The sequence below is a fragment of the Glaciecola sp. XM2 genome (assembly GCF_018595715.1).
In the GTDB taxonomy this organism is placed as follows: Bacteria; Pseudomonadota; Gammaproteobacteria; order Enterobacterales; family Alteromonadaceae; genus Glaciecola.
Genome location: NZ_JAHEOJ010000014.1, coordinates 271,902 through 288,277, shown reverse-complemented (window position 1 = coordinate 288,277; position 16,376 = coordinate 271,902). Strand labels below are relative to the sequence as shown.

Below are 16,376 nucleotides of genomic sequence, written 5' to 3'. Positions count from 1 at the left end.
GTAATTCATGAAAGCACAACTCATCGTCACTGTTTTAGGCGCCGATAAACTTGGAATTTTAAGTGAAATCTCCGGTTGTATCAGTGATAACCAATGTAATATTTTAGACTCTCGTCATGCTATTTATGGACAAGACTTTTCGGTCACCATGATTGTCAGTGGCAATGAAAATCATATCGCTCGTTTAGAGGTTGCAATGTCACTGATGTGCGCAGAGCAAGACTTGTTGTGCATGATGAAACGCACTAGCGGTCACATTAAACAAAATATCGAACAGATTATTAGCTTGAAGTTTGCAGGTGTAGATACCAGCGGTTTGATGCGTTCTGTGACGCGCCTACTCGCGCAAGAGCATGTATCGGTCAATGCAGTGAGGCAAAAAGTAAGCTCGGTAGATAATAAATGTCATGTAGAGTGCAACATGATTTTATCTGCTCCCACTGATCTAGATTTGGTTGAATTCGATAGTAAGATAAAGACAGCCTTGCACGCACTTGGTTTGTCTGGTCGAATTAGTCATCAACAGGTAAAGGAAGATAATGAATACATTGAAAGCTGGTGATAAAGCACCGTCATTTTCACTACAAGATCATAATGGTGAGCAGGTAAACCTCGCTGACTATCAAGGGAAAAAGGTAATTGTTTATTTTTACCCTAAAGCAATGACACCTGGGTGCACTGTTCAGGCTCAAGGTTTACGCGACCATGCTGACGCCATCAAGGCCGCTGGTGCGGTAGTATTCGGCATTAGTCCCGACCCTGTCGCCAAATTAAAAAAGTTTGTCGATAAAGAGTCGTTAAACTTCCAACTCCTGTCAGACGAAGACCACAGCGTCGCTGATGCGTTTGGCGTTTGGGGACTTAAGAAGTTTATGGGTAAAGAATATGATGGCATTCATCGCATCACATTTATCATCGATGAGTCTGGGCAAGTAGAACAAGTCCTCAACAAGTTTAAGACCAAAGAACATCATCAAACTGTGTTGGACGCGCTAAATTAATCTAGCGCACCTTTTTTACACAATAGCCCAACAAGCCTAGCTCTGCATGCTGGGCTTTTTTATGCTTGCTCTTCCTCTGTATGTATTTCATGCATTGGCGACGACCAGGCCGTGAGCAAGGCTTTCACCAATGTCGCTAGTGGAATAGCGAAAAATACGCCCCAAAACCCCCACAATCCGCCAAACAACAGCACTGCGATAATGATATAAAGTGGATGCAAACTGACCGCTTCAGAAAACAAAAGCGGCACCAATAGGTTTCCATCTAGTGCTTGAATGATAAAATAAACTAACATGATGTAGCCAAACTCTGCGGTCATGCCAAATTGAAACAACGCAACTACCGCCACGGGGATGGTCACCACAGCGGCACCAATGTAGGGTATCAAGACTGAGAACCCAACTAAAACCCCCAGTAAGATACCAAAGCGCAAATCCAGAATAGAAAAGGCAATACTCGACACTGCCCCCACAATGACAATCTCGATTACTTTTCCACGAATATAATTGGCAATCTGCGTATTCATTTCTTCGCCAACTTGCGTAATTAAGCGGCGCTCCTTCGGTAAAATTAACGAAAAGTTTTGCATAAAAAAGCCTTTATCATTGAGCATGAAAAAGACCATTAGAGGAACTAGGATAATATAAATGAGCAGCGCCACCACGTTGCCTAAAGAACTGACTGAGGCCGATAATATTTGTTCACCATAGCCGACAAAACGTTCATTAAGACCTTCCATCATGGTTTTAATGTAGCCTACTTCAATCACGCTAGGATATCGCTCTGGTAAGGTTGTTATCCATGTTTGCGCTGACTCCCAAATCAGGGGGACTTCTTTAATTAAGTTCACGCTTTGCTTTGAGATAATGGGTATCAACGCCACCGCAGCGATAAACGATACAAAGAAAAATACAATTAACGTAAAACTTGTCGCCAGCGAGCGTCTTATTCCCAATCGTTCTAGCCGCGTCACCGGCACGTCGAGCAAATACGCGATAACAATTGCAACAATAACGGGCATGAGTATCCCGCCAAGCAGGTAAAAAATCGCAAAAGAAAACAAGATCAGCAATAACAGCATTAACGCATTCGGGTCTGAGAACTTGCGTTTATACCAATTACCAAAAACTCCAAGCATGTAGCAATCCTTTCAATATTTTATAAATACGTTATTGTATGCGTTCAAATTAAACATGTAGCGATGCGCGCAGCAGCGCAAAGTAGCATAATAGCAGGTGTGTGTGAAACTAACATGACCTGCTACGGTCTATTGGTAGTATAACTTTAATAACATGGGCAAAGCACAAGGTTTTATGGGGTTTTTAAATTTTCGGGTTCTAGGGTTGGTAAGTCTGCTTGCCATGCCCATGCTTGCGCAAACGCAGTCCAATAGAAATCAACTGCCAGAGATTGGGGTTGTGGCGTCGGACGCGGTCACCATCGACAAAGAAAAATTGATTGGTGATGCGATTATGCGCCAATTACGCGGCCAAGCTCCTCTGATCCAAGACCCAGTGCTACAAGAGTACTTACAAGATATCGGCAACCGATTAGTTGTGCATGCCGACAATACCAAGTTTCCATTTACATTTTTCATGATAAATAACCCCGTACTCAATGCATTTGCATTTTACGGCGGTCATATTGGTGTGCATACAGGATTAATTGCGCAAGCGGAAACTGAAAGTGAATTAGCATCGGTATTAGCTCACGAAATTGCGCATGTGACCCAACGACATCTAGCGCGAAGAATTCAATCACAGCAACGCTCTTCACCGCTGCAGATTGCAAGTATGATTGGTAGCTTGTTGATTGCCATGGCGGACCCAAGAGCGGGCATGGCAGCGCTTCAAACCTCCGTTGCAGCAGGCCAACAAGCCAGTATTAACTTTACTAGAAACAATGAGCAAGAAGCAGACAATATTGGCATCAACATTTTATTTCGGGCTGGATTTGACCCACAAGGCGCACCTGGGTTTTTCTCACGTTTAGCCGAGCAAGCTCGTGGTCGCTCAAATCAGTTAGCCTTTTTGCAAACTCACCCATTACCTCAAGAACGGGTTGCTGAAACCATTACGCGCGCGCGTTTATATGGTGAGGTCAATGTCCCCGACAGTTTAAGCTTTCAGCTTGCACGCGCTCGCATTCAAGCGCGCTACATGAGCAATCCACAACGCAATTTAAACGTGTTTCAGGCGCAAGTTAATCAGTTTGACGGGGTGCGACTTAAAGCGGCCCAATATGGACTAGCGATTACCTTGTTTGAAATCGAGCAATATCAAAATGCCCAAAAAGTAATGGATGAACTGCTCGCTAACGATCCAGAAAATTTGTTTTATCTTGATTTGATGACCGACATTTTGTTGGAACAAGGCGAATTTGCAGCAGCCATTAATTTGCTCAAGCCTTTGTGGCAATCAAAACCTCAAAATCAGGTACTGGCACTGAATTTAGCCAATAGTTATATTAAGGCCCAAAACTACGACCCGGCCATTCAAATTTTACGTGACTTATTATTGGTAGATGCAGAAAACATTCTTTCTTATCAACTGCTCAACAATGCTTATGAAAGGTCGCAAATGAAAAAAGAAGCGCATATGGCGCAAGCCGAAATTTATGCGCTTATTTCAGCGTATCCACTTGCCATCGATGAGTTACAGTTCGCTTATAACTACGCTAGGCATGATGCGCTTGAAAAGTTAAGGATAAGAGGTCGTATCGACCAATTGAGAACCGCACAAGCAAATACTCAAAGGTTGAGTCTCTAACTGCCTCCCTCGATTTCGGCAATGACGTTAAGCAGACTTTCAGCGGTTTGCTCGCCAAATAGCTGCCCTGCTACGGTTCCGTCTGGCTTTAATACATACGTGGCAGGCAAAAATTGCGGGCGCTCAAACGGAAACGGCTCACTGATTGTGTTAATCAGCGGAAATTCCATCTCGTATTTGATTTGAAGTTCTCGTAATTTATCGTCGGTGACATCGTCGTAGCTTATTGCAAATAGCAAGACGTTGTCGGGCTTAATGCGCTGTAACTCAGATAGCTCTGGCACCTCTTTTAGGCACGGCGCGCACCATTCAGCAAAGTAGTTGACCAATACATACTGCCCTCTTAAGTCAGAATGTTTGTGTTGTTCGCCATCTAAAGTGGTAAAATCACTTTGGTTATAAACATAAAACATTACGCCGACTAGCGCGGCGATAGGTGCGATTACTAATATGGTCCACTTTTTTTGCATACTCAAATTCATGGTTATTTTATAAGGATAAAATAATGCCTAAAGCCACCCTATATCACAACCCCCGATGTTCAAAAAGTCGTCAAGCACTTGACTATGTTAAACAACAAGCTGTTGACCTCGAGGTCGTTGAGTATTTAAAAGCGCCGCTGACAAAACCACAGCTAGCAGCATTATTTGAAACCTTAGATATTGCATCTGCGCACGACATGATTCGCCCAAAAGAGGCTGAGTATAAGGAGGCTGGTTTAAGCAAGACTGCCAGCGATGATGAAGTCTTAAATGCGATTGCTGAATATCCTAAGCTCCTAGAGCGCCCGATTCTGTATATCGAAAACCGTGCGGCCATAGGCCGTCCACTTGATAACATTGCGGCACTGTTTCATGGCTAAATTATTAGTTCTATTTCACTCTCGTCATGGTGCAACACAAGCCTTGGCTGAGGCGATTGCTCAGGGTATTGAGGCCAGTGGTTGCGAAGCGGTGTTGCGACGCGTGCCTGAGGTAAGTAATGGCCTCGATACGCAGCGAGAGCCTATTCCAGACACCGGCTACTTGTATGTTACAAAGAAAGACATAATGCAATGTGATGGACTTGCGATGGGCAGTCCAACACACTTTGGAAATATGGCAGCTCCCTTAAAATATTTTATCGATTCACTTACCGATGTTTGGGTGAAGGGCGGTTTAGTCGACAAGCCTGCTTGTGTATTTACCTCATCGTCAAGCATGCATGGTGGGCAAGAAAGCACCTTATTATCGATGATGTTGCCATTGATTCATCACGGCATGTGTATACTGGGCTTGCCATATTCGGAAGCCAAATTGCATGAAACAAAGACGGGGGGAACCCCCTATGGCGTATCATGTGTGTCAGGTGATGGGTTTGAACGCTTGTCTGATGACGAACATATTCTGGCAGTAGCCATGGGCAGGCGGTTAGCCGCGTTTGCTCAAAAATAAGAGGTATAGAAATGAGTGAAGTAGCAATGTCTACAAAAGTTACGCGATATCGCTATCTTTCGCTAATATCACATCTGTCATTGTTAGCATGGATGATTATTTGGTATTTGTTGCTCACTACGAGTGCCGAATACTCCGCAGCCTTTGTGTTAATTGTGTACGTTCTGCCGTTATTATTACCTCTAAAAGGTATCATTCAGGCACAACCGTATACACATGCATGGGCATGTTTTGTTGTTTTGTGGTATTTTCTACATAGCATAACCGTAATATATGCAGAGCCAGACTATTTATGGCATGCAATACTCGAATTATTTCTTGCCAGTGCAATGTTTATCGGGTGTAGTGTATTTGCGCGTTTAAGAGGGCAAGAACTCGGTACTTCCTTGCCAAAATTAAGTAAAGTCATGCAAGATGAAAAAGAGCGATTTGAAAGGAGTAAGTAATGAAGCAAAAAGGCGTTGTCTTCGCGTTTTTACTCATGCTTACTGCCTGTGGGGGCGGCGGTTCAGATACCGCTAACCCAAACCCTGCCAGGCCAGCTCCCCCACCCAATGAAGTACCTCCAAGTACAGGCGACTCTCGACCAATTGTTGAAGGAAGCTTTTCCGTTGTATACGGTCAATCAACCGCAGTAACGGGTGAATCCGTCGGTTTAGCGGTAGTCGGAAACGATGATGATCTTGCCGTGTCTTGGCGTCAAACCGCAGGTCCTGCGGTGACCATTCTCGCCACTCAATCACAAGTAATTGGGTTTGATGTTCGCGCCGCTGGCGAATATACCTTTATCGCTAATGTTAGCCAATCTAATGGGCAAAGCGAATCGCTAACCGTTGACTTGAGCGTAAGCAGTGGCGTCGATATTGATGTCAACATCAGAGTTGATCATGCTGTAACGGAACTAGGTTCAGCATCACTGCATGCACAGGTTAGCCCGAATAAAAGTATAAGCTCAATAACATGGCAGCAGGTATCTGGACCAGAAATACAAGACGTTCAATATCAAGACCAGTTTGTATTTTTTAATGCACCTGCCGTGGAGCAAGACGAAATTGTTGTTATGCGCGCTGAAGTGGCATTTAGCGACGGCACAAGCGCTATTGATGATGCCATTTTAACGGTTAATAACGTTGCATTTGATACTGATGGCTTGTTCTACAGCAATAATTTCATTATTCCTGAGGATATGCGGGCATATATTCCTGAAAGCCCTTGGAAAGACGCGCTAGAGAGCTGTGTGTACAATAACAAAATTCCAGAGCGCCCTACCTGCGATTTCAACACCCTGCCCTTAATTGGTTCTGTCACTGAGCGCCCTACCATAGAAGATGTACTTGAACGTACCTTAGTGTCGCATCCGTGGATGGGAGACCGCTTTAGAGCGTTTTTACAAAACTCCATTACCGGCCCAGATATGTTGATGCTCCTGCGAGGTGTGACTGCCATAGTGATATCTTATGAAGTGAAACCTTCATTTTATTGGGTTGCAACCGGTGCTATTTATTTAGACGCCACCAATTTTTGGGAATCTGCGCAAGAGCGCGATACCTTAAACGACCAGCCAGATTTTCGTAGCGACTTTGGTAGTGACCTGAACTTTTCGATGTTTTGGCGTTACACAAAAGACGACCAATATTATTATCCCGCCTTAGGGCGTTATGAAAAAAGTGCCCGAGAAAACCGCAGTTTCGAGGATATTGAAGCGAGTATTTCGTGGTTGATGTATCACGAGTTATCCCATGCGAACGACTTCTTTCCATCTACAACGTGGCAAAATATCGATAGAAACCTTACCCCATTGCAATACTTTCAGCGTAACGGGGCTAACTCAGATATTCTCGACACTCGTTACCCATTGCGCTCAGACGAGATGCATGCGCTGGCTCAAGTCAGATTCGGAGGCGAAACCCCGACCGTTGCGCAAAGCCGCATTGGGAGTGAGGATGTAGAGCTTTTCTTTACCCCTGATATCGCGCCATCTTTCTACGCTTATTACACAACACGAGAAGACTATGCAACGCTAGCAGAGCGTTTTTTCATGTTGCATAGGCTAAATGCACAAGCGGATGTGGCGATCATTGACCGTCAAGAAGGTGATGATTTTGTGATTGCTTGGGGTCAAAGAAATAGGATCAGCGAGCCGTCGCTCCAAGAGAGAACTGCATTTGCGGTTTCTAACGTGTATCCAGAAATCGGTAATGTCGCGGCAATACAATCGCAACTGCCACCGCCAGTACTCATGAATCCAGCGATTGGATGGATAGGTAACCTCAACCTTTCTGGCAGTCCAGAGGTGGCAACTCCCTACTCTTTAGATGTGACCTTAAAAGAACGTGCCCTTCTTGACCAACAGCAACCCCATGCGGGTCGACCTGTTATCAATCGCTAGTCGCTAGATAGCGCCTTGCTGGGTTAATCCGGTAATGACAATACCGATTTGATAAAGGGAATGGTCAATTTACGCTGTCTTTCAAGGCTGCGTTTATCCAACTGTTCAACAATATCCATTAATCCATGCATGTCTCGAGCGGCGCGTTTAAGCAAATAGCTTATGGCATCTTCATGTATGTTGAGGCCTCTCGCCTTCAAGTGCATTTCAACTGCTTGGATTTTTTCTGCCTCCGTCAACTCTTTAACAGAAAAGACGACTCCCCACAGTAATCTAGAAACCAGATCCGCTAGCGTAAATCCAACCTCTTTTGGAGATTGATTTATGCTGATGACCAATGCACGCCCTTCTGCCTCAATAAACTGATTTATCAAGTCGAACAATTGCTCCTGCCATGCGCTATTCCCTGCGATTGCATGGATATTATCTATCGCCAGCACGTCTAATTGACCCATGCTAGCAACGATTTCCGTTGGCATGTTGACCAAAACGTTCATATCTAGATATTGCTGAGTCAATCCGAGTACTTGCGCTTGATGCGTGGTTGCCAACAATAAATGGGTTTTGCCAGTGCCCTGAGCGCCTTGAAGAAGCATTATTGGACGTACGGCGCTGGACTGTTTAGCACACAACAACGCGCGCAACTGAGAAAGCAGCGCTTCGTTATTACCAGGGATAAAGTTGTCTAATGTCCATTCACTTTGCTGATAGACCGGTAAAACAAGCTGCAACTAAAGCTCCCACACTAACTGAATTGCGTCTAGGGACTGTTCGCTCTGCTGCTCCGCTAAGCGAGACATGCGCGGGTCTAGGGTAATCAATGAAACGAATTCAGCAATTTCACCAGATAAGGTCACGTCAAAAAACGCCCTTTCCCCTTCGATTCTTCGCAGGTTTAAGGTGTTAACTTGAGGAATAGCGGCGATTAAGGTTTGCGCTTTGTGATAGTCGGTTAACGAGCGTATGTTTGATACTACAATCGTATTATTGCTGGCCAAGTTCTGCGCCAAAAGACCACCGCCTGTTGCATATTGCTGCGCGAGTTTATCGGCAAAGACGTCTATGACCACTTGAGCAATCTGCGATGCATCCTCAATGTACGATTTACCAATATCGATAGTGTTATCGCCGCTTATTACCCAATCCACTTGCAACTGATCGCTATCACTTGGCATAAGTAGCGCCTCAACCTTACTGGTTTGCTCATCAACCGCCACTGCATTAAACAGATCATCGAGCGCTTTTTGTTGTTCAATAAATGCCTGTTGCTCAGCCAACCGCAATCGCGTATCTGCAGAAATGCGCTGCACCGAGACATTAATAAAAAAATCCGTCTCGTAACGTGGTGTTTGCATGCTCAGTTTACTGATGTTTTGCGTCCATACGTCAAAGGCTGTTACCGCCATTGAGTCGCTTAAATCGCCCAGCGGTAAAACAACATTGACCCCTCGTTCAAACGCTGCGTGGGCAAGTTGACGGTCAAAGCCTTGCGCATTGTTCTGATGAAGCCATTCTATAGCTGCCGTATCCGTTTCAATGGCAATCCACATACTTGCATCTGGCCGCAGGTTTGCCCAGATAGGCTGCCCGGCACTGCGCAGTTCCCTTTCGATGAGTTGCTCGTTAAAGGTTGCCTGTAACCACAGCTGGTCACCTTCTTGAAGAAATGTGCTGGAAACTAAGTAATCCTCATAATTGCTCACCGAGCGCCTTATACCCGGATGACTGAGCGTGTCTTTGCTACCACTCATTTTCACAAATACTTGGCGCAAAGCTTCTCGCCCAGCGGCGGTTTGCGTGGATAAGGACTGATTATCCACAGCAACTCTCCCGATATTAATCGAGTCGACTTTTGATGCAAATGCCCCATGACTAAGTGACAAGACAAGCAATAATACGAAGAAGTAAGTTTTCACCACAACCTTAGGATCATTTATTAACGCTCGCTATTGTCTGATATTTATAAAATTTTTGCATCTCTAATTTCGATAAGTTTTTAATACAAAAATTTTGCAGTAACTGGTAACATTCACAGCTTCAAAAACCTGACCAGCAAGGAGCCCTCGTGGCAGATAAGCAAACCCCTTTAAGTTATAAAGATGCCGGCGTAGACATTGATGCGGGTAATCGTCTAGTCGACAGAATCAAATCAGTCAGCAAACGCACGACTAGAAAGGAAGTTAAAGGTGGATTAGGCGGTTTTGGTGCGCTTTGTTCTATTCCCACAAAATACAAACAACCATTATTAGTGTCAGGTACCGACGGTGTTGGTACAAAATTACGTTTAGCGATGGATAGCGGCATGCATACCGGCATTGGTATTGATTTGGTCGCAATGTGTGTAAACGACTTAATTGTACAAGGCGCTGAACCCTTGTTTTTCTTAGATTACTACGCAACAGGCAAACTTGATGTTGACACCGCTGCCGACGTAATAAGCGGCATTGGCGCTGGATGTGAGCTTGCGGGTTGCGCACTCATCGGTGGTGAAACGGCAGAAATGCCGGGGATGTATCACGGGGAAGATTACGATGTTGCCGGATTTTGCGTCGGAGTAGTTGAAGCCCAGGAAGTGATTGATGGGACTAACGTTGCTGCTGGCAATAAAATTATTGCCCTTGCATCATCGGGTCCACACTCAAATGGTTATTCACTTATTCGAAAAATCATCGAAGTCGCGCAAATCGACTTACAAGCAGAGCTTGCAGGTAAAACCGTACAATCGTTGCTGCTTGAGCCTACCCGCATTTACGTCAAGTCTGTTTTAAAATTACTCGAAACGCATAAAGTTAACGCTATATCACACATTACCGGCGGCGGTTTTTGGGAAAACATCCCTCGCGTATTGCCTGATCATTTAACTGCAACCATAGATGCAACGACTTGGCAGTGGCCAGCAATATTTTCCTACCTTCAAGAAAAAGGTAATGTTGAAACCGACGAAATGTATCGAACCTTCAACTGCGGCGTTGGCCTTATGTTAGTGGTAGATGCTGATGTGGCTAACGACTGTGTAGATACACTCAATAAACTAGGTGAAAAAGCCTGGGTTATCGGTGAGGTAAGCGAGAATACCGAGCAACGCTCTGTCATTATCAACAACTAATGAAAAAAAGAATTGTCATTTTAGTCTCAGGAAATGGCTCAAATGCACAAGCCATCATTGACCAGTGTCGCAACGACTACATCAATGGTGAGGTTGTGGCGCTAATATCAAATCGCCCCAATGCATATGCGTTGGTGCGCGCTGAGCAAAGTAACATTGCCACACAATGCATAGACCACACAAAGTATGCTGAGCGACACCTGTTTGATAATGCATTAGCGTCTTGTATCACCAAGTTACAGCCGGATCTGATTGTGCTCGCTGGCTTTATGCGGATTCTGACTACTGACTTCGTTGCACAATTTGAAGGTAAGATGCTCAACATTCATCCGTCACTCCTCCCCAAATATCCTGGCCTGAACACACATCAAAGAGCCATTGAAAGTGGCGATACCAACCATGGGGCGAGTGTTCACTTTGTAACATCTGAACTTGATGGTGGTCCTGTTGTCCTAAAATCGCAAATAAAAATAAGGGAAGCAGACACGCCGAATGAATTGGCTGAACGGGTCGCAAAAACCGAATGGAAAATCTATCCAGAGGTGGTAAGGTGGTTTTGTGAAGATAGGCTTCAGTGGATTAACGGCGCAGTTTACTTCGATAATAAGATGCTGCAATCCAATGGTATGGTATATGACGAAATATAGATTCATAACAGGCGCATTAGTCTTGCTTTTACTTCTTGGAAGTAAGAGTTTTACTGCTTATAGCGCTGATTTAGTCCCGTTTAGCTCAAGTTATGTAGCGTATTACAAGGGCAAAGATGTTGGCAAAGCATCTTTAGCCCTTAAGAGGATCGAAGACCAACGCTTTCAACTCGATTATCATTCATCCGTTTCTAAGTTTTTTCTATCTGATAGACGCTATGAAACCAGTATATTTAAAGTAGAAGACAACAAGCTCGTCCCCATTACTTATGAATACCGCCGCGAAGGCTTTGGCTCTAACAAACGCATTAACGTACAATTTGACCAACAAACTGACCAGATATTGATAGACGATTTCCCACAATATGAATGGCAAAATGAGCTAGACAACCAGCTTTTTCGAGTCGATTTATCAAAGCGACTTGCCGAAGGCGTAGAAGCGTTCTCTTATGATTTCATCAATACCCGTGGCGAAAAACGTAGCTATGCGTTTTCAGTTATGGAGAATGAAAATGTCTCACTTCCATACGGTGATCTTGATGCGATAAAGGTGAAAATTGATCGAGAATCTAATCGCCGCGTCACATACGCGTGGTTCTCACCTGATTTAGATTATTCACTGGTACGCCTGCAACAATTTAAAGACGGCAAGGAACAAGGTGAAATAAAGCTGATCGAGTATATACGCGAGTGAGTATTCTTAAGTAATGTGAAGATACTTCGGTTTAAATGTAAAGAGGATGTATGTCCTCTTTTTTTATGAAAACTTGATATTTCACGCCATAAATTATACCTTTAAGTATCTGGTCTGACCTTTGGAGATTTTATGTCCGATTTTATTTGGTTCCTTATTGTTCTAGCGGCCATTGGCTTTGTAAGTTACAAACGCTATGCCCTACAAACAAGCCTAGGCATCGTTGGTGCTACATTACTCGTTGGAACAATCGCTGGCCCCATTGGGTTCTTTAGCTGGTTGCTCTTCGCGCTGGTGGCGGTTCCCCTATCTTATGAGCCTATTCGCAAAGATATTTTAAGTACCAAACTTCTCGCTTTCTATAAGAGTGTGTCTCCAGAGATGTCGCAAACTGAACAAGAAGCGATTGACGCGGGCACCGTGTGGTGGGACGGAGACTTGTTTAGCGGCAAACCTGAATGGCAAAAGCTGCATGCAATAGCTCAGCCGCGTTTAACGGCTGAGGAACAAGCCTTTTTGGACGGCCCGTGCAATGAAGTGTGCACCATGGTCGATGACTGGCAGGTAAATCACGTTGACGCAGATTTGCCTGACGAAGTGTGGGCTTACCTGAAAAAGCATAAGTTCTTTGCGATGATCATCGAGAAAAAATACGGTGGTTTAGCCTTTTCTGCTTACGCACAGTCAAGAGTACTTCAAAAGCTCGCGGGCGTGAATGCCGTCTTATCAAGCACAGTAGGCGTGCCGAATTCATTAGGTCCGGGTGAGCTATTGCAACATTATGGTACCGCTGAGCAACAAGACTACTACCTACCTCGTCTAGCGGTGGGTGATGAGATCCCCTGCTTCGCACTCACCAGCCCAGAAGCGGGTTCGGATGCCGGCGCGATCCCAGATCAAGGCATCGTCAAAAAAGGCATGTTCAATGGTGAAGAGGTGCTTGGAATGTCACTGACATTCAACAAGCGTTATATCACATTAGCACCTGTGGCAACCGTTGTCGGATTAGCGTTCAAACTATATGATCCAGATGGACTGTTAGGCGATCAAGAAGATTTAGGTATCACTTGTGCCCTTATTCCAAGAGACACTGAAGGGCTCAAAATAGGCCGTCGTCATTTCCCGCTCAATGTGCCGTTTCATAACGGACCGTTGCAAGGTGAAGATATGTTTGTGCCACTTAGCTACATCATTGGCGGCGAAAAGATGGCAGGCAAAGGCTGGCGTATGCTGATGGAGTGTTTATCGGTTGGTCGCTGCATTACCTTACCCTCTTCGGCTGCAGGTGGAGCAAAGCAATTAGCATTAGCAACCGGTGCCTACGCTCGTATCCGCCGTCAGTTCCGTTTACCTATCGGGCAAATGGAAGGCGTAGAGGAAATGCTAGGACGTATTGGCGGAAACGCATATTTGATGGACGCGGTCACGTCTTTCTCAACTGCAGGTGTCGATTTAGGCCAAAAGCCATCTGTCATATCAGCGATATGTAAATATCACCTCACTGAGAAAATGCGCACGGCCGTAAATGATTCAATGGACATCCACGGTGGTAAGGGCATTTGTTTGGGGCCCAATAACTACCTAGGACGTGCATATCAAGGTACGCCTATTTCTATTACGGTGGAAGGTGCCAACATCTTAACGCGTAATATGATGATATTTGGCCAAGGCGCGATGCGCTGTCACCCATATGTATTAGATGAGATTTATGCGGCACAAATTGAAGACAAACAAGAGCAATTAGAAGCGTTTGATAAAGCGGTTTGGGGTCACATAGGGTTTGCGATGAGTAATACCATACGCTCATTGTGGTTCACCATTAGTGGTAACCTTGCTAGCAGCACGCCGTTTAACGACAGCACCAATAGATACTATCGCGCGTTGCAGGGCTATTCTTCAAACCTAGCCTTACTGACCGATATCAGCATGGGTGTGCTCGGTGGTTCTTTGAAGCGTCGTGAACGCCTGTCCGCTCGTCTTGGTGATGTGTTAAGTCACCTATATTTAGGCAGTGCGGTACTCAAGCGCTACGATGAGCAAGGTCGCCTACAAGAAGACTTACCTTTTGTGCATTGGGCAATGCAAGATAGCTTGCATCAAATCGACGTTGCGATAGACGACTTTATTCGTAACTTCCCAGTTAAACCGGTAGGTTGGGTATTGCGCGCATTGGTTCAACCCTTTGGCATACGTTTTGATAAGCCTTCAGACAAGTTAGAGCACAAGATTGCACACATTCTACAAAACCCTTGTAGTGCACGCTCTCGTCTTGGTGATGGACAATATCTAGAACGAGTTGAAGGCAGCTTATTTGGTGATTTAGAGCAGACCCTTGAAAATATGATCAAGGTAGAGCCTATTTTCGATAAAATCTGCAAAGCCCTTAGTGAGAAACTGCCGATGACCCAGTTAGACTTGCTTGCCGACAAGGCGCTAGCGGCGAATATCATTAGTGAAGATGACGCTAAGCTTATGCGTGAAACTGAGGCGGGTAGACTACGGACCATTAATGTTGATGATTTTGATCCGCAAGAGTTACTCGCAGCCACCAGTAAGAAAGTGAAAAAGCCAGCCGCTAAAAAGCGAGCTCCTAAAAAAGCAGCGTAACAGGCTAGCTAACTATCAATAAAAAACCGGACGATGTCCGGTTTTTTTATGGTTGGTGTAAAAGAGACGCTTTGTGATTCTCAGAAATAAATGCTTGGTTAATCGCATTTATCTTTAACTGTAGAGATTGCTCATCGCTAATACCTAAGACACGCTTGGCCAGTGCAAACTCATCATCTAGCGTAATGTTCGATACACCTGGATCATCGGTATGCAGGGACACTTCGATTCCACGCTCTAAAAAAGTAAGCATGGGATGAGACGGTGTATCAATCCAAGTGCCTGTTTGATAATTAGAGGTTAAGCAGCTTTCTATACCAATCTTGTTTGCCGCCACGTAATCTAACAAGCCCTTATCTTCTATTGCTCGCACGCCATGTCCGATTCTATCGGCATGTAAGTAGTGGATCGCGTCCCAAACACTTTGAGCGCCATCTGCTTCGCCAGCATGAATGGTATATCGCCATTTAGTCAGCGCCTTTGCTTTGTCAAAATGCGCTTGAAACATCTTCGCGGGAAACCCTTTCTCATCCCCGGCCAAATCGAGCGCAACAATATCTTTATGATGCGCTAATAATGCATCTAATTCTTTATGGCAGTGTTCAACGCCAAAGGTGCGACTTAAAATTCCAATTAAGTTTACCTTTACGTTAAAGTCTTGCTGAGCAGCCAGAACGCCTCTAACCACCGCTGCAACTACTTCATCAAGCTGCAAATTATGCTTCATTGCCATATAGTAAGGCGAAAACCTTAGCTCGCCGTAAGCAATATTTTCTCGAGCAAGGTCTTCAACATTTTCATATGCGACTCGCTCACACGCTTGTGCACTAACAAGTACCGACACACCGTAGTCTAGCTTTTGTAAAAATGCTAACAGATCAGAAGTCCTGTCTTGAATATAGATAGCACGTTGCAGCGACTCAAGTTCATAACTTGGCAGAGGCAAGTCAAACTCATTAGCTAAGGCAAGAATGGTAGATACTCGAATATTGCCGTCGAGATGACGATGCAGTTCAACTTTCGCTGGTATATTTAAGACCATTAGTTAAGTTGTAATTTTTCGGTTTTAAGCAGTATTTGAGTGCGTGATTTTACATCAAGCTGCTTTAAGATAGCACCAATATGTGCTTTCACGGTCGCCTCTGTCACATTCAATTGAGCAGCAATTTGTTTATTCATCATGCCCTCACGCAACAACCGTAGTACGTTAAACTGCTTAGGTGTTAGTTGAGCGACTTGCTTAGCAATTTCTATAATATTGTCATTAACTGACTCAAGGGCATCTGTTACTTCCGGAGGCGTCCACGTTTCTCCATCGAGCACCTTCTGAATAACATCGATGAGCTCATCTGTGGACGTGGATTTGGGAATAAAAGCCTTCGCGCCAAATGCCATGACCTGCGAAATGTTTTCGGCAGAGTCATATGCTGAAATAACCGCGATAGGAATGTCAGGACACGTTTCAATCACTTTCAGTAACCCAAAATAGTCATCACATCCAGGCATGGATAAATCAAGTAGGATTAAATTCAAATTACGATTTTTCTTCGCAGCGGTTAGCACAGAATCGAGGGAATCAGACTCTAAAAACTTTACCTTATCAAGCCGCATTTGAAGCGCATATAGCAATGCTTCTCTGTAAAGCGGGTGATCATCTGCGATCAAAATTTTAATCATACTTTTTGCACCTATGAGTCATAAAGCAGTGAGAGTCCTATTCACTGCTTGTC

The 16,376-nt window shown here is 44.6% G+C and carries 17 protein-coding genes; 11 read left to right on the top strand and 6 right to left on the bottom strand.

Features of this window, described 5'->3' with window-relative positions; translation table 11 throughout:
- Positions 1-7 precede the first annotated feature (7 nt).
- Entirely contained in the window at positions 8-562 is a 555-nt protein-coding gene (locus tag KJ365_RS01750; RefSeq protein WP_214449888.1) for a glycine cleavage system transcriptional repressor, read from the top strand.
- Entirely contained in the window at positions 540-1,001 is a 462-nt protein-coding gene (bcp, locus tag KJ365_RS01745) for a thioredoxin-dependent thiol peroxidase (RefSeq protein ID WP_214449887.1), read from the top strand. The genes KJ365_RS01750 and bcp overlap by 23 nt, the downstream gene beginning before the upstream one ends.
- 59 nt (positions 1,002-1,060) lie before the next feature.
- Here the strand turns inward: bcp and KJ365_RS01740 are convergent, their stop codons facing one another.
- A complete protein-coding gene (locus KJ365_RS01740; protein ID WP_214449886.1) occupies positions 1,061-2,140 on the bottom strand; it encodes an AI-2E family transporter in 1,080 nt (359 codons plus the stop codon).
- A 175-nt stretch (positions 2,141-2,315) separates the two neighbouring features.
- Here KJ365_RS01740 and bepA point away from each other — a divergent pair, with 175 nt between their 5' ends.
- Positions 2,316-3,770, top strand: a complete 1,455-nt coding sequence (bepA, locus tag KJ365_RS01735; RefSeq protein ID WP_214449885.1) for a beta-barrel assembly-enhancing protease — start codon at positions 2,316-2,318, stop codon at positions 3,768-3,770.
- On the opposite strand, the gene KJ365_RS01730 is transcribed toward bepA, so the two are convergent.
- Complete coding sequence (locus tag KJ365_RS01730; RefSeq protein WP_214449884.1) at positions 3,767-4,240, bottom strand: TlpA family protein disulfide reductase; 474 nt, start codon at positions 4,238-4,240, stop codon at positions 3,767-3,769. The genes bepA and KJ365_RS01730 overlap by 4 nt on opposite strands.
- Before the next feature lie 35 nt (positions 4,241-4,275).
- On the opposite strand from KJ365_RS01730, the gene arsC reads away from it, so the two are divergent.
- Genes arsC through KJ365_RS01710 form a run of 4 tightly spaced genes read left to right on the top strand, consistent with a single transcriptional unit; the run spans position 4,276 to position 7,592 of the window.
- Positions 4,276-4,632: an arsenate reductase (glutaredoxin) gene (gene arsC, locus KJ365_RS01725; RefSeq protein ID WP_214449883.1), complete on the top strand. Its 357-nt coding sequence runs from the start codon at positions 4,276-4,278 to the stop codon at positions 4,630-4,632.
- Positions 4,625-5,203 (top strand): NAD(P)H:quinone oxidoreductase, encoded by a 579-nt coding sequence (wrbA, locus tag KJ365_RS01720; protein WP_214449882.1) that lies wholly within the window; start codon positions 4,625-4,627, stop codon positions 5,201-5,203. The genes arsC and wrbA overlap by 8 nt, the downstream gene beginning before the upstream one ends.
- A gap of 11 nt (positions 5,204-5,214) precedes the next feature.
- Positions 5,215-5,649 (top strand): DUF2069 domain-containing protein, encoded by a 435-nt coding sequence (locus KJ365_RS01715; protein ID WP_214449881.1) that lies wholly within the window; start codon positions 5,215-5,217, stop codon positions 5,647-5,649.
- On the top strand, positions 5,649-7,592 hold the full coding sequence (locus tag KJ365_RS01710; RefSeq protein WP_214449880.1) for a hypothetical protein: 1,944 nt from the start codon (positions 5,649-5,651) through the stop codon (positions 7,590-7,592). Before KJ365_RS01715 ends, KJ365_RS01710 begins: the two co-directional genes overlap by 1 nt.
- A gap of 23 nt (positions 7,593-7,615) precedes the next feature.
- Here KJ365_RS01710 and hda read toward each other — a convergent pair whose 3' ends face one another.
- The gene (gene hda, locus KJ365_RS01705) at positions 7,616-8,323 is read right to left on the bottom strand and encodes a DnaA regulatory inactivator Hda (RefSeq protein ID WP_214449879.1); all 708 of its coding nucleotides are present in this window, start codon (positions 8,321-8,323) and stop codon (positions 7,616-7,618) included.
- On the bottom strand, positions 8,324-9,508 hold the full coding sequence (locus KJ365_RS01700; RefSeq protein WP_352109293.1) for a DUF8605 domain-containing protein: 1,185 nt from the start codon (positions 9,506-9,508) through the stop codon (positions 8,324-8,326).
- 149 nt (positions 9,509-9,657) lie between these two features.
- Between KJ365_RS01700 and purM the strand changes: the two genes are divergently transcribed.
- From purM to fadE, 4 genes are all read left to right on the top strand, one after another.
- On the top strand, positions 9,658-10,698 hold the full coding sequence (gene purM, locus KJ365_RS01695) for a phosphoribosylformylglycinamidine cyclo-ligase (protein ID WP_214449877.1): 1,041 nt from the start codon (positions 9,658-9,660) through the stop codon (positions 10,696-10,698).
- Positions 10,698-11,345: a phosphoribosylglycinamide formyltransferase gene (gene purN / locus KJ365_RS01690; protein WP_214449876.1), complete on the top strand. Its 648-nt coding sequence runs from the start codon at positions 10,698-10,700 to the stop codon at positions 11,343-11,345. The genes purM and purN overlap by 1 nt, the downstream gene beginning before the upstream one ends.
- Positions 11,332-12,039 carry a DUF3108 domain-containing protein gene (locus tag KJ365_RS01685; protein ID WP_214449875.1) on the top strand — a complete coding sequence of 236 codons (708 nt, stop codon included), beginning with the start codon at positions 11,332-11,334 and terminating at the stop codon, positions 12,037-12,039. The genes purN and KJ365_RS01685 overlap by 14 nt, the downstream gene beginning before the upstream one ends.
- A 132-nt stretch (positions 12,040-12,171) precedes the next feature.
- Positions 12,172-14,646: an acyl-CoA dehydrogenase FadE gene (fadE, locus tag KJ365_RS01680; RefSeq protein WP_214449874.1), complete on the top strand. Its 2,475-nt coding sequence runs from the start codon at positions 12,172-12,174 to the stop codon at positions 14,644-14,646.
- A gap of 46 nt (positions 14,647-14,692) precedes the next feature.
- Here the strand turns inward: fadE and add are convergent, their stop codons facing one another.
- Both add and KJ365_RS01670 read right to left on the bottom strand, forming a co-directional pair.
- Entirely contained in the window at positions 14,693-15,688 is a 996-nt protein-coding gene (gene add, locus KJ365_RS01675; RefSeq protein ID WP_214449873.1) for an adenosine deaminase, read from the bottom strand.
- On the bottom strand, positions 15,688-16,323 hold the full coding sequence (locus KJ365_RS01670; RefSeq protein ID WP_214449872.1) for a response regulator transcription factor: 636 nt from the start codon (positions 16,321-16,323) through the stop codon (positions 15,688-15,690). Before KJ365_RS01670 ends, add begins: the two co-directional genes overlap by 1 nt.
- Positions 16,324-16,376: the final 53 nt, after the last annotated feature.

What these genes read in the sequence shown, in the direction of transcription:
- KJ365_RS01750 (WP_214449888.1), top strand. Translation starts at nt 8, where the DNA reads ATGAAAGCACAACTCATCGTCACTGTTTTAGGCGCCGATAAACTTGGA.
- bcp (WP_214449887.1), top strand. Translation starts at nt 540, where the DNA reads ATGAATACATTGAAAGCTGGTGATAAAGCACCGTCATTTTCACTACAA.
- KJ365_RS01740 (WP_214449886.1), bottom strand. Translation starts at nt 2,140, where the DNA reads ATGCTTGGAGTTTTTGGTAATTGGTATAAACGCAAGTTCTCAGACCCG.
- bepA (WP_214449885.1), top strand. Translation starts at nt 2,316, where the DNA reads ATGGGGTTTTTAAATTTTCGGGTTCTAGGGTTGGTAAGTCTGCTTGCC.
- KJ365_RS01730 (WP_214449884.1), bottom strand. Translation starts at nt 4,240, where the DNA reads ATGCAAAAAAAGTGGACCATATTAGTAATCGCACCTATCGCCGCGCTA.
- arsC (WP_214449883.1), top strand. Translation starts at nt 4,276, where the DNA reads ATGCCTAAAGCCACCCTATATCACAACCCCCGATGTTCAAAAAGTCGT.
- wrbA (WP_214449882.1), top strand. Translation starts at nt 4,625, where the DNA reads ATGGCTAAATTATTAGTTCTATTTCACTCTCGTCATGGTGCAACACAA.
- KJ365_RS01715 (WP_214449881.1), top strand. Translation starts at nt 5,215, where the DNA reads ATGAGTGAAGTAGCAATGTCTACAAAAGTTACGCGATATCGCTATCTT.
- KJ365_RS01710 (WP_214449880.1), top strand. Translation starts at nt 5,649, where the DNA reads ATGAAGCAAAAAGGCGTTGTCTTCGCGTTTTTACTCATGCTTACTGCC.
- purN (WP_214449876.1), top strand. Translation starts at nt 10,698, where the DNA reads ATGAAAAAAAGAATTGTCATTTTAGTCTCAGGAAATGGCTCAAATGCA.
- KJ365_RS01685 (WP_214449875.1), top strand. Translation starts at nt 11,332, where the DNA reads ATGACGAAATATAGATTCATAACAGGCGCATTAGTCTTGCTTTTACTT.
- fadE (WP_214449874.1), top strand. Translation starts at nt 12,172, where the DNA reads ATGTCCGATTTTATTTGGTTCCTTATTGTTCTAGCGGCCATTGGCTTT.
- add (WP_214449873.1), bottom strand. Translation starts at nt 15,688, where the DNA reads ATGGTCTTAAATATACCAGCGAAAGTTGAACTGCATCGTCATCTCGAC.
- KJ365_RS01670 (WP_214449872.1), bottom strand. Translation starts at nt 16,323, where the DNA reads ATGATTAAAATTTTGATCGCAGATGATCACCCGCTTTACAGAGAAGCA.